The 16,146-nt window shown below is 55.5% G+C and carries 10 protein-coding genes; 5 read left to right on the top strand and 5 right to left on the bottom strand.

The window, feature by feature from the left end; genetic code table 11:
- Position 1: 1 nt before the first annotated feature.
- Positions 2-1,138, bottom strand: a complete 1,137-nt coding sequence (locus ABD035_RS06315) for an efflux RND transporter periplasmic adaptor subunit (protein ID WP_343868619.1) — start codon at positions 1,136-1,138, stop codon at positions 2-4.
- A gap of 524 nt (positions 1,139-1,662) precedes the next feature.
- On the opposite strand from ABD035_RS06315, the gene ABD035_RS06310 reads away from it, so the two are divergent.
- Positions 1,663-2,775, top strand: a complete 1,113-nt coding sequence (locus ABD035_RS06310; RefSeq protein WP_343868617.1) for a metallophosphoesterase — start codon at positions 1,663-1,665, stop codon at positions 2,773-2,775.
- A gap of 146 nt (positions 2,776-2,921) precedes the next feature.
- Here the strand turns inward: ABD035_RS06310 and ABD035_RS06305 are convergent, their stop codons facing one another.
- Both ABD035_RS06305 and ABD035_RS06300 read right to left on the bottom strand, forming a co-directional pair.
- Positions 2,922-3,869, bottom strand: coding sequence for an FAD:protein FMN transferase (locus ABD035_RS06305; RefSeq protein ID WP_343868615.1), 948 nt, complete (start codon positions 3,867-3,869; stop codon positions 2,922-2,924).
- A 31-nt stretch (positions 3,870-3,900) separates the two neighbouring features.
- Positions 3,901-6,714, bottom strand: coding sequence for a flavocytochrome c (locus tag ABD035_RS06300; protein WP_343868613.1), 2,814 nt, complete (start codon positions 6,712-6,714; stop codon positions 3,901-3,903).
- A 582-nt stretch (positions 6,715-7,296) separates the two neighbouring features.
- Here ABD035_RS06300 and ABD035_RS06295 point away from each other — a divergent pair.
- The 3 genes from ABD035_RS06295 to ahr all read left to right on the top strand — a co-directional run bounded on the left by ABD035_RS06295 (position 7,297) and on the right by ahr (position 11,784).
- Entirely contained in the window at positions 7,297-8,811 is a 1,515-nt protein-coding gene (locus tag ABD035_RS06295; protein ID WP_212713752.1) for an anion permease, read from the top strand.
- 149 nt (positions 8,812-8,960) lie between these two features.
- On the top strand, positions 8,961-10,613 hold the full coding sequence (fumA, locus tag ABD035_RS06290) for a class I fumarate hydratase FumA (RefSeq protein WP_212713751.1): 1,653 nt from the start codon (positions 8,961-8,963) through the stop codon (positions 10,611-10,613).
- 151 nt (positions 10,614-10,764) lie between these two features.
- Positions 10,765-11,784 carry an NADPH-dependent aldehyde reductase Ahr gene (gene ahr / locus ABD035_RS06285; protein ID WP_343868609.1) on the top strand — a complete coding sequence of 340 codons (1,020 nt, stop codon included), beginning with the start codon at positions 10,765-10,767 and terminating at the stop codon, positions 11,782-11,784.
- Positions 11,785-11,821: 37 nt separating this feature from the next.
- Here the strand turns inward: ahr and ABD035_RS06280 are convergent, their stop codons facing one another.
- Together ABD035_RS06280 and ABD035_RS06275 are read right to left on the bottom strand one after the other, a co-directional pair.
- Positions 11,822-12,925 carry an oxidoreductase gene (locus ABD035_RS06280; protein WP_343868607.1) on the bottom strand — a complete coding sequence of 368 codons (1,104 nt, stop codon included), beginning with the start codon at positions 12,923-12,925 and terminating at the stop codon, positions 11,822-11,824.
- Between the two features lies 1 nt (position 12,926).
- Positions 12,927-14,429 carry an MFS transporter gene (locus tag ABD035_RS06275; protein ID WP_343868605.1) on the bottom strand — a complete coding sequence of 501 codons (1,503 nt, stop codon included), beginning with the start codon at positions 14,427-14,429 and terminating at the stop codon, positions 12,927-12,929.
- A gap of 391 nt (positions 14,430-14,820) precedes the next feature.
- Here ABD035_RS06275 and ABD035_RS06270 point away from each other — a divergent pair, with 391 nt between their 5' ends.
- Positions 14,821-16,146, top strand: a complete 1,326-nt coding sequence (locus ABD035_RS06270; RefSeq protein WP_343868603.1) for an LLM class flavin-dependent oxidoreductase — start codon at positions 14,821-14,823, stop codon at positions 16,144-16,146.

Below are 16,146 nucleotides of genomic sequence, written 5' to 3'. Positions count from 1 at the left end.
CTTATTGTGCCGCAGGATCGGTCATTGACAGACTGATCTTGCTGGCATCCGGCGTATCGTTGGTATCTGCGGCGACAGGTTTGACTTTCATGCCGGTACGGACATCCTGCAGCCCGTTGACCACCACCCGGTCACCGCTGACCAGCCCCTCTGTCACCAGCCAGTTTCCGCCGGTCATTTCGCCGGTTTCTACACTCTGCTGTGCAATCGTGTCATCCTGGCGAACCACATAGACGTAAGGCCGGGCTTTACTGTCATGCATAATGGATTCCTGCGGGACCATAATACCTTGTTGCTGAACGGCCTGCGGCAGGCTGGCATGGACGAACATCCCCGGCAGTAACACGTTGTCCGGATTCGGGAATACCGCCCTGAGTACCACCGTACCGGTCGCTTCGTTAACATTCACTTCGGAAAAGGCCAGTTTGCCATCCAGCGGATACTGGCTGCCGTCATCGAGTTTTAGCTGAACGTCAGCCGTGTTATCCCCGACTTTTTTCAGTTTGCCTTCTGCCTGTGCCCGGCGCAGGCGTAATAATTCGGTCGACGATTCGCTGACATCCACATACATCGGATTCAACTGCTGGATAGTGGCCAGATAATCAGTCTGTCCGCTGGTGACCAGCGCCCCTTCGGTGACCAGTGAACGGCTGATATGTCCGGAGATCGGTGCTCTGACCAGGGTATAATTCAGATTAACGCGTGCAGTTTCCAGATCAGCTTTGGCTTCCCGCTCTGCGGCCAGCGCATCATCATAGGTTTGCTGGCTGATAGCATGTTCTGTGGCCAGCGGCTGATAGCGTTTACGCAGCATTTCATCGTTCTGCCAGGTCGCCAGAGCTTTGTCATACGCCGCCTGATAGGACGCCGGGTCAATCTGGTACAGCGGTTGCCCCTGTTTTACCTCCCCGCCTTCCGTAAACAGACGTTTCAGGATCACCCCGGTCACCTGAGGACGAACCTCTGCGGTTTTTACCGCATTTGTGCGGCCGGGTAATTGGGTAAATAACGTGACGGGTTCACTCTTCAGGGTCAGCGTACCCACCTCGGGCGGTGCTGATGCCACTGGCCGGGACGCCCCCTGATCGCAGGCTGCCAGCAGGAAAATCACACTGACAGAAAGATATTTTAATTTCATAAGTGATCTCAACATCGACGGGGAAAAGGATAAGGTGATTTTTTCCATGATATGTCATAGAAAAAGAGTTAACCGGTCACTTGCCGTAAAGATTTCGTGAAGTATCATTGCAAAAAGCAACCCCGCAGCCTTTCCCCGGACGGGGGCCTTTTCAGGTATACGGCGTATTCACCAACGATAGCCTGCCTGAACAGCCTGCCAGCACGCGGCTCGCCTGCGAAAAGTCCTCCCTTCCCCGCTGTCGAAAGACTGCCTTTCTGCGGAAGAATATCGCTGACCGGCGGCCCCGGTGGAAGCATTCAGAGGTTCTCCGGCCCGGGGCCTTTTTTGCCAGGCGTGCAGGGACCACGGCACACTCACGGTGGCCGGTGATGCCGGCAGAAGATGGGTTCAGTAAAGGCGTCCGGGATAGCTGACGGAGCCGGGGGCAGGAGGCAGCCTCCCTGCCCCGGGCCTGTGACATGTGACTATTGGCTGAGCGATGCTAGAGTTAAGGTATTGATGACAAACCCACAGGAGTGACTGTGCTACCTTTTATGACCCCTGTAATGGCGCTGGTGATTGGCTGGCGTTTTATTTTACATCTCCCGCTTCCCGCGTCCGTCAGAATACTGTTGTTTGTTTTTGCCTTGCTGGTCGCGGAGTGTCACCTTATCTATCGTCTGGTGTTCGGCAATATGTTTTCACCGGAATTTCCTCAGCCGGTGATGGTGGCGATTAACGTTCTGTTTGGCGCGGAGATCCTGTTTACTCTGCTGCTGGTGCTACACGGCCTGATCGCCGGAGTGGCTTATCTGGCGGGGCATCCGCTATCCCATGAAGGGGCCACCAATAGTCTGTTATGTGCCATCTCACTGGCCATTTCGGGCTATGCGGTATGGCAGGCCGTGAAAGTCCCCGCAGTGAAAAATGTGACGGTGAATGTCTCCGGATTACCTGCCGCCTTTGAAGGTTACCGGCTGGTACAACTGACCGATCTGCATGCCAGTACCTTATTACGCGGTCAGCGAATGGCAGAGATCGTCGAAAAAACCAATGCCTTGCAGCCGGATCTGATCACTATTACCGGTGATATCGCCGACGGCACGGTGGCGGACCGTAAACAGGATGTCGCGCCGCTCAAAGGGTTACGGGCCGCAGATGGTGTGGTCGCCATCCCGGGGAACCATGAATACTACGCGGATTTTTCCGGCTGGATGCGTGAAATTGAAGCCGCGGGGATCCGCGAACTGATGAATCAGTCGGTCCGTATTTATCGCGGTGAACAGAGTATCGTGGTCGCCGGGGTGACCGATGAAGCGGCGCTGCGGTTTTCTCAGCCCGGCCCGTCACTGTCAGAGGCCCTGCAGGGGGTGACGCAACAGGATACGGTGATCCTGCTCGACCATCGACCGGTGAATGCCCGGCAGAATGCGGCCAGTGGTATTGACCTGCAGCTTTCCGGCCATACCCACGGCGGTATGGTGCCGGGACTGGATATTCTGGTAAAACGAGCCAACCAGGGGTTCTATTCCGGCGAATATCGTCTGGGCCGGATGTTGCTGTATGTCAGCAACGGTACCGGCTTATGGAATGGTTTCGCGCTGAGGCTGGGCTATCCGGGTGAAATTACGCTATTTACTCTGCAAAAAGGTTAAACCTTTATCACGGCTACGCGGGTCCCACGACTGGTCCGGAACAAAGCCGGGCCGCTGACATCCGTTTTTACTTATCAGCCTGCCACTGCCAATAAACATCAGGTGTCCGGCTCAGCAGCGGGCACTCTCTTCCGCCAGGCCCGGGATTACCGGGAAGCCGGCCGGAAACAGAACTGACGCTGTGACGGAATGATGACCTCCCGGTCGCGGGTCACAAAGATAGCCTCTATCCCTTCAGCCCCGGCGTGTGCCGCCAGCCATTCACAACCTTTTTCCAGCCCCATGCCATATAACTGCGTTGAGTATATTTCGCCATCGATGGAGTGCGGTGAAATCACGGTCACGCTCAGTAAATCGTTATCCTGCGGATAGCCACTGCGTGGATCCAGAATATGATGATAATGGTGTCCCTGATGGACAAAGTAGCGTTCATACACTCCGGAGGTAACTACCGACCCCTGAGATAAACGGATACTGCCCAGCAGCGATTCAGGGCCGGCAAAAGGTTGCTGCAGCCCGACCGACCAGCCTTCAGCACCGGGCGGGCTGATGACCCGGATATTCCCCCCCAGATTGATCAGTGCATGATCGACGGCCTGTGCCTGTAAAAAATCACAGATCCGGTCAGCCATATACCCTTTGGCGATGGCTCCGGCATCGACAGACATCCCGGGCCGTGTCAGAAAGATCGAACCGGCCTCCGGATCCATACGGATCGCATGGGGATCGGTCAGCGGCAATAACGCGGCGATCTCTTCGGCCGGCGGCACGGCATCACCGCTGAATCCGATCTTCCAGCGCCGGACGAGCGGGCCTATCGCCAGATTAAAACATCCGCCGCTGAAGCTGACCTCCCTGGCCCGCCAGAGCAGTGAAAATACCGGTGGTGGCACCACCACAGGGTGAGCCCCGGCGGCACGATTGACAGACATCAGTGCGGAGTCCGGCCGGTTCACGGTCAGCAGATCTTCCAGCCATTTAATCTGCCGGAAGACCTGATGCGCCAGCGCCGGCTGGTGTGCCGCCAGTTGCAGTTCTACGCGCGTCCCCATCATCACCGCCGAATAATGGTATCTGCCCGGGATCTCTGACATAGCGTCTCCTGAGGAATGACCGCCAGCCCCGTCAGGCCGGGGTGACGGCCGGCTGATCCCGGTGTGCCAGGGCATACTTCGCGGCGTTTTCTCCCGCCACCCGGCCAAAGATCACGATATCTGCCACGGCATTCCCCCCGATACGGTTACCGCCATGGATCCCGCCGACCACTTCCCCCGCCGCAAACACCCCGGCCAGCGGCTGCTGGTTTTCATCCAGCACCCCGGTATGGGTATTAATCGTGACCCCGCCCATCGTGTGGTGTACCCCCGGCGCAATACGGATAGCGTAAAAAGGCCGCTGGCTAAGGGGCTGCCGCAGGGCCGTGGTACGGCCAAAGGGATCCGGCTGCTTGTTTGCGACGACCTGATTAAAACAGGCTAACGTCGCCTGCAACCGCGTGGCATCCATCCCCGTCTTTTCGGCCAGCGCCTCCGGGGTGTCCGCGCTCACCACAAATCCCCGCGAGAGATACGTCTCAATGGCCTTGTTATGTTCACGGATCTGCTGATCAAACACTATCCAGGCCGATTTCTCCGGCAGGCCGATGATTTTTGCCGAGACCTTATCCCGGGTGTCCATCTCATTAATAAATCGTTCGCCCTTCTGACTGACCAGAATGGCCCCGCCGCCGCGGACAGATTCAGAGATCAGGTAAGAGGTGGTCTGTTCTACGGTAGGATGGATCTGTATCTCGCCCATATCCACCGTACCGGCACCGATAGACTGTAATAACGCAATCCCGCTCCCGGTTGCGCCGGGATGGTTGGTGGTGACAAATCCGGCCAGATCCGGACGGTAGCTGACCACCATTTTCTGATTGGCGCTGAAACCGCCGGTCGCCACGATCACACTGTGGCACTGCACACGGAAGCTTTCCTGCTGCTCATTCAGTAACGTCACCCCGGTCACCCTGCCATCGTCATACTCAATTCCGCTGACGCTGGTATCGGTCATCATTTCAATGTCCGGGCGCTGATGAATATTTTTTAATAAACCACTGACCAGATAGCCCCCGACGGCAGACGCATCCGCCGGACGATGGGTACGATCGATACTCATGCCGCCGGTAATGGTGATATCGCTCAGCACGATGTCATGCTTCGCCAGCCAGTCCACCGCCTGAGGCGCCTGCTCCACAAATTCATGCAACAGCAGCGTATTATTTTTACCGTGGCCGCCTTTCAGGGTTTCCTCATAAAACAGCGCCTTACTGTCACGGATACCTTTCAGCGTCTGATACCGGGTTTCGGCCGCATTCATCCCTACCGAGGCTTTCAGCGTATTGCCGCCCGGTACCGGCATTTTTTCGACAATCAGCACGCGGGCACCCGACTCGCTGGCCTGTATGGCGGCCGTCAGCCCGGCACCGCCACTGCCCACCACCACAACATCATAGTGCGCTTCGCCCCCGTTCCCGTCGCCGGTCTGCTGCAAACGCTGCCTTGCGGAGGCCATCAGGATTCTGGCGACCACTTTTTTCACGGCTTCGCATTGGGTTGTGGCACCGGTCACCGCATCCACATAAGGACTGTTAGCATCGAGGATCCGCGAACGCAGTTCATTAAAATGGGTGGTAAATTCGATCTCAGCCGGTTCCTTCGTGGACAGTTCGAGATCAGTAATACGATCCTCCGCCAGGGTGACCGTGATCCGGCAATCCCCCTGCTCATCCTGTAAGGTTTCACTGTAGTGGCCGGGCATAAACTTCCCGCCCGCCAGACTCAGATCGCGGACCATCGCCGCCACCTGCGGGAAGTACCACAGCGGTTCGGGAATAAATAAGGCTTCACGCTGAGTACTGTCGATAGTCAGCGACAGGGTCTCGCCCCCGATGATCCTTGAGGCCCAGTCAGTATACGCAATACTGCCTTTGCCGATGGCGACCAGCGAGTAACCATGGGCCAGCGCCTGCGTCGTTTCCTGCTGACTCACTACACTGCCCACACCAATCACCGGAACAGCGGCCAGTGCCGAGGTGCGCCCTGCAATATATTTATCGATAAGGGGTTCACTGTCTGCCGTATCCACCAGCGAGCTGCGCAGAATATGGTTCATTGAAAAGTGCAGGTAATCCAGCCCCTGAACCGCCAGTTTATCCAGCAGAAAGAGCGTATCGTCAAAACGGATCCCCGGCTCTTCGATCTCTTCCGGGGAAAATCGATAGCCGATAATAAACCCGGGCGGAGCGTATTGTTTTACTTTCTTTTGAGCCGCTTTCAGCACTTCCAGCGGGAATCTGGCCCGTTTTTCACGGCTGCCCCCCCATTCATCATTTCGCCGGTTCGCATGCGGTGAAAAGAACTGCTGAATGAGATAGGTATTCGCCCCGTGGATTTCGACGCCATCAAATCCGGCCAGGATAGCCCGATGAACGGCCTGCCCGAATTTCTCTACCATGTCTGCCACTTCCTGCGTGTTCAGCGCGCGCGGGGTGACAGCACCTTCGCGGGGCATGGCGATAGCGTCCGGCGCGACCGGCTGCCGGCCGCCAATCAGCAGCGGTTCACTCATCCGCCCGCCATGATAGATTTGCAGAATCGCTTTCGAACCCCGCGCTTTGATAGCCGCGGCAATTTTTGCCAGGCCCTCGATTTTACTGTCTTTGTCGATACCTATCGCCCCGGGGAACGCCGGCCCGTTATCTTCCACAAAGGCACATTCAACAATAATGGCGGCTGCATCACCCGCACGCTGTCGATAGTACTCCACCAGTTCCCGGGTCACACTGCCTTCATAGAATCCGGCGCAGGTCGTCATCGGGGCCATCACCAGCCGGTTTTTTAAGGTGGTACCACAGGGAAGCGTCAGGGGTTCTGATAGCTGCGGGTTACAATTCGTCATTATCTGCTCCGGATGTTCAGGACTATTTTTTTCAGGTCGTTATCGGAAACCCGTTATTCCGGTAATGTCCGATCTCCGTATTCAAGCACAAACAAAAAACACAACTTATGACATAAATTAATTAAAATTTAAATTCCGCCAACTGGCAGGGCCGCGTATTTTTCTGTTAACCCTTACCACGCTGTTTTATTACAGGAGAATATAAGGTCACCGTAAGCCAGCAAAGAGATAAACCCTAATTAAATCATCATGTAACACTTTTCATTCCGTGCCCACCGGCCGGCAGAAGCCCCGGCTAAGCGACCGGAAATAAGCAGGTGACTGATATCAAAAAAGAATTGCTAAAAATAATTTAAAAAATAAAAAAATAGTTCTGTTTCGTTGATCAGGATCAACGGTAAAAAAAAGAGATAACAGATCATATAAAGACTTTATCCATGATGCAGATGATGTAACATGCTCTGCATAATAATAATTTTCGCGTCGGGGATATTCTGAACCACAGAAAAGTCCTGATAACGGAAACGCAATATTATCTGTACGCTACTCCATAACTATTCTAACCCCATACAGAAACTGACTATGAACGTAAAATCAAATGCAACTCAGCCCGCGACGGGAGTTCCCCCCGCCACCGGCAAAAAAAACCGTCTGATATTATTGCTCCTTCCCGTCGTCGTCGCCCTTCTGCTTTTACTCGTCCCCGTGCCTGCCGGTCTTCCGCCTTATGCCTGGCATTTCTTCGCCGTGTTTGTCGGGGTGATCGTCGGGCTGATTTTTGAGCCGTTACCCGGCGCCGTCATCGGCCTGACCGGGGTGGTGGTTATCGCCCTCTTCAGCCATTGGTTACTGTTCAGCCCGGAACAGCAAGCGGCTCCTGGCTTCAAACTGGCAGGCCAGTCCTTTAAATGGGCCGTCAGCGGATTTGGTAACTCCACCGTCTGGCTGATCTTCGGGGCCTTTATGTTTGCCGCCGGTTACGATAAAACGCAATTCGGCCGCCGGCTGGCACTGATACTGGTCAAATATCTGGGACGCCGCAGTCTGACGCTGGGGTATGCCATTACCTTTGCCGATTTATTACTGGCCCCGTTTACGCCTTCCAATACCGCCCGTAGCGGCGGAACGATCTACCCGATTATTGCCAACCTGCCGCCGCTGTATGGGTCGAAACCTAATGACCCCAGCGCGAGACGTATCGGTTCATACCTGATGTGGGTCGCCATCACTGCCGCCTGTATCACCAGCTCAATGTTCCTTTCCGCACTGGCCCCCAACCTGCTGGCGCTGGCACTGGTGAAAAGTATTACCGGGATCACCATCTCCTGGGGGAACTGGTTTGTCGCCTTCCTGCCGCTCGGTATTCTGCTGATCCTGGCCATGCCCCTGCTGGCCTATCTGTTTTATCCGCCGGAGGTGAAGGTTAACGACGAGGTGCCGCGCTGGGCCACCCGTGAGCTGGAAAAACTGGGTAAGCTTTCCCGTAACGAAATCCTGCTGCTGATCTTTGTCTGCTGCGCCCTGGCGATGTGGATTTTTGCCGCCAGCTGGATTGAACCGGCCATGGCCGCTCTGCTGGTGATCACCCTGATGTTATGGACCGGTGTGCTTAACTGGAGCGATATCACCGGTAATAAAGCCGCCTGGAATACCTTTACCTGGTTTGCGACCCTGGTCGCCCTGGCGGATGGTCTTTCTTCTACCGGTTTTATCGGCTGGCTGGGGAAAGAAGGCGGTGCACTGATGGGTGGTATCTCACCGGGCGTGGCGCTTATCGTGCTGGTGATAGCCTTTTATCTGCTGCATTACCTGTTTGCCAGTACCACCGCACATACCACGGCATTATTGCCTGCCATGCTGACCATCGCCGCCACCATTCCGGGCATGAACATGCAGGTCTTTTGTCTGATGATGGTCACCTCTCTGGGAGTGATGGGCATTATCACCCCTTACGGGACCGGACCAAGCCCGATATACTACGGGAGTGGCTATCTGCCTACCGTAGACTACTGGCGTCTGGGGACCATTTTTGGTGCTATTTTCCTGGTCGCATTACTTGTCATCGGCTACCCCTGGATGATGATGATCTTCGGATAACAGCGTCGTTTTTATCGCTGCAGGTATTTATGTCAATGAGCCTCTCCCGGCACCGGCAACGTATCGGGCGCCGGGAGAGATTTTCCATTACCATCAGTATTTTGCGAAGCATAGTGGCCGCCAGTCTGCGGCTCTTTAAGTGAGAAAACATGTCAACGATCCCTTTTCATTATCAGGACCCGTTTCCTGTCGCCGAAGATGATACCGACTATTACCTGCTGAGTAGCGATTATGTGTCAGTCGCTGAATTTGAAGGGCAGGAGATCCTGAAAGTAGCGCCGGAAGCGCTGACGCTGCTGGCTCAGCAGGCATTCCATGATACTTCGTTTATGTTGCGCACCGCCCATCAGCAACAGGTAGCCGATATTCTCGATGACCCCGAAGCCAGCGAAAATGATAAATATGTCGCGCTGCAGTTTCTGCGTAACTCCGAAATTGCCGCCAAAGGTATCCTGCCGTCCTGTCAGGACACCGGGACCGCCATCATCGTGGGTAAAAAAGGTCAGCGGGTCTGGACCGGCGGGGGCGATGAGGTCTTTCTCAGCCAGGGAGTCTTCAATACTTATCAGCAGGATAACCTGCGCTATTCACAGAATGCTGCGCTGGATATGTACCAGGAAGTGAATACCGGCACGAATCTGCCGGCGCAGATCGATCTCTACAGCGTGGATGGCGATGAATATAAGTTCCTTTGTATTGCCAAAGGAGGCGGTTCTGCCAATAAGACCTATCTGTATCAGGAAACCAAAGCGCTGCTCAGCCCGGGGAAACTCAAAAATTATCTGGTCGGGAAAATGCGCACCCTGGGCACGGCGGCCTGTCCGCCATACCACATTGCCTTTGTGATCGGCGGCACATCCGCAGAGAGTACCCTGAAAACCGTCAAACTGGCCTCCGCCCATTACTATGATGATCTGCCGACCGAAGGCAATAAGTACGGTCAGGCGTTCCGCGATACGGCGCTGGAACAGGAACTGCTGAAAGAAGCACAGAACCTCGGCCTGGGGGCGCAGTTCGGCGGTAAATATTTTGCCCATGATATCCGGGTGATCCGTCTGCCCCGCCACGGTGCCTCCTGTCCGATCGGGATGGGCGTCTCCTGTTCGGCTGACCGTAATATTAAAGCGAAAATTAACCGTAAAGGTCTGTGGATAGAAAAACTGGAACATAATCCGGCACGCCTGATTCCGAAGACATTGCAGAATGCAGCGGAAAGTACGGTCGTCAGCATCGACCTGAACCGGCCGATGAAAGAGATCCTGGCCCGGCTGAGCCAGTATCCGGCATCGACCCGTCTCTCCCTGAATGGCACGATTATCGTCGCGCGTGATATCGCCCATGCAAAACTGAAAGAGCGTCTGGATAACGGGGAAGAACTCCCGCAGTACATTAAAGATCACCCCATCTATTACGCCGGGCCTGCAAAAACGCCGGCCGGTTATGCCTCCGGTTCACTCGGGCCGACCACCGCCGGACGAATGGACTCTTATGTGGATTTACTGCAATCCCACGGCGGCAGCATGATTATGCTGGCCAAAGGCAACCGCAGCCAGCAGGTGACGGATGCCTGTAAAAAACATGGCGGGTTTTATCTTGGCAGTATCGGCGGTCCGGCAGCAGTACTGGCACAGCAGAGTATTAAAAATCTGCAGTGTGTCGAATACCCGGAACTGGGGATGGAAGCTATCTGGAAGATTGACGTTGAGGACTTTCCGGCTTTCATCCTGGTGGATGACAAGGGTAATGATTTCTTTACACAAATCCTTGAAAATCAATGTAACGGGTGTGCGAAACCTGCCTGACCCTCCTGTGGCCGGTGAGTTTCACCGGCCCTTACCGCAATATCGGACAACTATTTTCCCCCGCATCATATTATTCTCTTCTGCGCTTTTTTTAATGGCTATCATCTGCCATGCTTTAAAGTGATAACTACATCACAGAAAGGAGACCTTCATGAGCAAGATTAAAAGCTACGCCGCGGCCGAAGCTGGCGCAGCACTGGAACTGCAGGAATTTGATGCCGGTGAACTTGCTGCCGAAGATGTTGAAGTCACGGTTGAGTACTGTGGTATTTGTCATTCCGATCTGTCGATGATTGACAACGAATGGGGCATATCTCAGTACCCTCTGGTCGCTGGTCACGAAGTGGTTGGCCGTGTCAGCGCTCTGGGGAGTGCGGCAGAAAACAAAGGCCTGAAAGTCGGTCAGCGTGTCGGGATTGGCTGGACCGCGCGCAGTTGCGGGTATTGTGATGCCTGTATCAGCGGCAGTCACAGCAACTGTAAACAGGGCAGTGTGCCGACTATCCTGAACCGCGGTGGCTTCGCTGAAAAAATCCGTGCCGACTGGCAGTGGGTGATCCCGCTTCCGGAAGCGCTGGATATCGAATCTGCCGGTCCGCTGCTGTGCGGCGGGATCACGGTATTCAAACCCCTGCTGCAGCACCATATCACGGCGACCAGTCGTGTCGGTGTCATAGGTATCGGTGGCCTGGGCCATATCGCTATTAAACTGTTGCATGCGATGGGATGTGAAGTCACCGCGTTCAGTTCGTCACCGTCTAAAGAACAGGAAATCCTGGGAATGGGTGCCGACAAGGTGGTTAACAGCCGCGACCCGGAAGCCCTGAAAGCGCTGGCCGGACAGTTTGATCTGATTATCAACACCATCAATGTCGATCTGGACTGGATGCCGTACTTCCAGGCACTGACCTACAACGGTAGCTTCCATACCGTCGGTGCCGTGATGAAACCGTTTGAAGTGCCAGCCTTTACGCTGATTGCCGGTGACCGGAGCATTTCCGGGTCATCGACCGGGTCTCCGCATGAGTTACGCAGCCTGGTAAAACTGGCCGCACGCTCCGGGGTGAAACCTCAGACCGAGCTGTTCCCGATGTCACAAATCAATGACGCTCTGCAGTATGTGCGTGACGGTAAAGCCCGTTACCGTGCGGTACTGAAAGCGGATTTCTGATGATATCCCGGCCCGGCGTCCTGCCGGGCCTTCAGTCTTACTCTGCTGACTTTCCTGCCCGTTCAATAGCCGCCATCGCCTGATACAGCGTTTCTTCCGTCACTTTCACCGGTAACAGGTGAATGGTTTCCCGCGGACGTAAAGTATGCGCGATCATTTTATCCATCTCTTCACGATCTGACAGAGAAACTCCCAGCTCCGCCAGCGTGACCGGCAATTTCAGCTGATGATAAAAGTGCAACAGCTTACGGATATCCTGCTGCTGATTCAGCAGTGCCGCCTGCACCAGAATGCCATAAGCCACCTTAATCCCGTGCAGAATACGGTGGGTTTGCGGCAGCACGGTCAGCCCGTTATGCACGGCATGCGCGGCAGCGACACGGGTGAAACGTTCACCTAACCCGCCGATCAGCCCGCCCCCGGCAATAATGGCATCGACCACCGAGATAAAGCGCGGGGTCAGTGTGCCCTGTTGCTGATCCCGCAGTGCGACAGCACTGTCACTGAACAGCAGGTCACGCAGACCTTCGGCCATTTTCAGCGCCGTCTTTGCCAGATAAGGGACACTGCAAGCCGTTTCATCCGGCAGCAGCACCCGGGCTTCATACCATTTCGCCAGGGTATCGCCGATACCGGCCAGCAGATAGTCCGCCGGCGCGTTCAGTATAATTTCCGGTTCCACCAGCACCAGATGGTTAGCCTGTTTAAAGATTTCATAACCAATATTCTCTCCGTGGGCGTTGTACCACACCGAGAGCGGCGTCCAGGCCGCACAGGTGGCGGCAATGGTCGGGATCAGCACCACCGGTAATTTCAGGCGATCCGCCAGTGCTTTTGCACTGTCCATCACCGATCCACCGCCGATACCGATAATCACTTTCCGGTGGTCCCCGGCCTGTGTCAGTAGCTGGCTGATTAAAGGTTCACTGCAATGTTCCCGGATGCAGTGCTTACCGGCGGAAGGCAGAGACCAGGCGGCCGGCAGAAAAGGTTCCGCCGCCCCAATCGCCCGTTCACCATAGACCCAGAACGCCTGCTCCAGGTCTGCGGCAGAATAAAAGTTTGTCAGTTCACGTAACGCTCCCGGAAAACAGTAATAATTCGCCGGCCCCGGTACGACCTGTATTTCGGTAAATGACATCTCAGACTCCCCCGCCAGGCTGTGTATTTTCATGTTTTACAGACGCATAATCTTCGGCATCCACATCGTACCCTGACGGCTCCCAGCGAATGATAAACAGTGCCAGCAGACCGATCACCGGTGATAAGGCAATCACCCAGAATAAGCCGGTGTCCAGGCTCGCCGTCAGGATGGGGAACAGAAACAGCGCCAGCGTCGAGCTGAAACGTGTAATCGTCTGGTTGAAACCGACCCCCACCCCGCGAATCGACGCCGGATAACTGAGTGAGGCGTACACCATGGTATGCGCCCCCGGGCCGAAGCCCTGCCCCAGCAGGAAAAGTGCCAGGAAGGCACAGCAGGCCACGGCCTGCGCCGTATCTTCCGGACGTCCGGCCAGCGCCAGGCCCAGCAATGCAACCAGCTGGCAGGTATAACCGGCAATCGTCATACTGCGTGACCCCAGTTTCGGTACCAGCCGCACAGCCGCCAGTCCGCCGGTAAAGGCAAACAGCAGATTCAGTGCCAGAGAGACCAGAATGGTGGTCAGCATCGATTGTTTAAACAGGGTGGAAATAATAATCGGCAGCCCGAACGCGATAGCCGCATAGGCAAACGGCGAAACAAATGACATTACGCTGTTCAGCACCGTACGTTTCAGATACTCACCCTTCAGCAACACGCCATAACTTTTCCAGCCGGTCGTACGCCGTTTCAGACCCTTTTTCGCGTGTAAGACCGCGTCTTTCCCGACCGTGGCCGGGATATTATAGGCGGTCTGCAGGATGCTGGCCGCAGAGGTTAAGTCTCCCTGTTGCGCCGCCCAGACCGGCGATTCTGTCATATAGCGTTTACGCACCGTCAGGATCACCAGTGCCGGTACCGCCCCGAAGCCCACGATATACCGCCACAGGTATTCGCTCTGACTGGCGGGTAACGAATAGAATAATCCGAGCACCAGCAGATACGAGACCGAGATAGCCGCATACCAGGTCGGACACCACATCGCTATACTGGAGGCCTTATTGCCCCGCCCTTTCAGCCGCGAAAATTCGGCCAGAAATGCCATGGCGACCGGTAAGTCGATGCCGATCCCCAGCCCCATAATAAAGCGGCTGATGCCCAGCACTTCGGCATTCGGTGCCAGAGCGCCCAGCAGGGCGGCAAACACAAAGAAAAACATATCGGCCATAAACACGCGGTAACGGCCGATTTTATCGGTGAGATATCCGCCGATGACGGCTCCGACGATGGCCCCGAGAGTGATGGCAGACACCACCATACCGATACCCGACGGGCTCAGCCCGAACTGGCGGGTAATGTCTTTCACGCCGAATGCCAGCGCGCCTAAATCATAGGCATCCAGAAAGACACCGCCCAGGGCGATGGCCACGATGATCCGTGCATTGGTCCGGCCATGGGTTGAGTTATTGACCAGCCGGCTGACATCTGCCGCGCTATGGATAGTGTAATCATTTTCTGGTGGGGTACTTCCCGACGATACGTCAGCTGAAAGTTGAGTCATAGTTTGCGATATTTATCAGTGTTATTTTAGGGGAAGAAAGGTGAATTGGACGTTTGGACGTCTCAATGTCCAGATTTCCATAATTCCTGATAAATCGCAAGTATTTTGACCCGTTTCCCCGGGCCGGCAGCGCAGAAACCTGTTCATCCGCTGCAAGCATTTCCCGTCTGCATACATCGCAATCAACAGAAAACCGAATCAGTCACCGGCCACTTATCCGCCTGATATCGTCCGCCACCGACAGACCTTGCCTCTCTGCGCCCCACGTCCCGGACAGCCATGACCCGTGGTTTAGCTAATTTCCGGATAACCTGTGCACGAATTGATATTAAATAAAACAACACAGCGCAGATATAGTTTAAGCAATAATATTAATCAGTTAAGAATAATTATGGCCAGAAATGAACAGCTCTCATTAGGTGCATTTATCCATCCGGCGGGCCACCACGTGGCCGCCTGGCGGCATCCTGACGTGGCGCCGGACCCGCTGGATCTTCAGCAATATATCCGGATTGCTCAGCTTGCTGAACACGCCTGCCTGGACACCTTATTTATTGCCGACAGTCTGGCGGTGTTTGACTCGCCGGTGGCCCACAAGATGGCGCGCTCTAATTATTTTGAACCGGTCACGCTGCTGGCGACCCTCTCAGCGGTGACCCGGCATATCGGTTTAATTGCCACCGCAACCACCAGCTACAATCAGCCGTACCATATTGCACGTCAGTTCGCCTCACTGGACCACCTGTCCGGCGGCCGTGCCGGCTGGAACCTGGTAACGTCTGATGCCGCCAACGAAGCCGCTAATTTCAACCGGGAGCAGCACTTCAGCCATCAGGAACGTTATTTACGCGCCCGTGAGTTTTACCGGGTCGTCGAAGGGCTCTGGAACAGCTGGGAAGACGACGCGTTTGTGTATGACAAAGCAGGCGGCGAAGTCTATCGCCCGGAGAAAATGCATCCGCTTCACCATCACGGTGATTATTTCCGGGTACGGGGGCCATTAAACATTGCCCGTTCCCCGCAGGGGAAACCGGTGGTGGTACAGGCCGGCTCGTCCGAAGACGGCAAAGCGCTGGCCGCAGCCACGGCGGATGTCGTGTTTACCGCCCAGCCGACACTCGACAAAGCCAAAGCCTTCTACCGGGATGTGAAACAGCGCCTGAGCCTGTCCGGACGGACCGAAAACAGCCTGAAGATCATGCCCGGAGTACTGCTGGTCACCGGACAGTCGCAGTCTGAGGCCGAAGAAAAATATGAGCAGTTCCAGCAACTGGTCGAACCGGACGTGGGTATCGCTCTGCTGGGCAGAATGCTGGGGAATTTTGATTTATCCGGCTATCCGCCGGATGAACCCTTGCCGGAACTCCCTTTGTCAGATTCCGGTCAGCAAAGCCGCCAGGCCCTGTTACTGGCGCTGGCCGCCGAAGAAAATCTCACGCTGGCAGAGCTGGGGTTACGCATTGCCGGAGGCCGTGGGCACCGGACCCTGACAGGTACCCCGCAGCAGATTGCCGACGAGCTGCAATGCTGGTTCGAAGAGTATGCCGCGGACGGTTTCAACATTATGGTGCCGCACCTGCCGCAGGGACTGGAAGAGGTAGCGCTGCAGGTGGTGCCGGAATTACAACGTCGTGGCCTGTTCCGCACACAGTATCAGGGCAGCACCTTACGCAGCCATCTGGGCTTAACCGTCCCCGCCTTTCCCCCTCGTCAGTGA

Source organism: Tatumella terrea (assembly GCF_039523755.1).
GTDB classification, from domain to species: domain Bacteria; phylum Pseudomonadota; class Gammaproteobacteria; order Enterobacterales; family Enterobacteriaceae; genus Tatumella; species Tatumella terrea.
The sequence above is the reverse complement of the archived record's forward strand: the minus strand, read 5'-3'. Positions and strand labels throughout refer to the sequence as shown.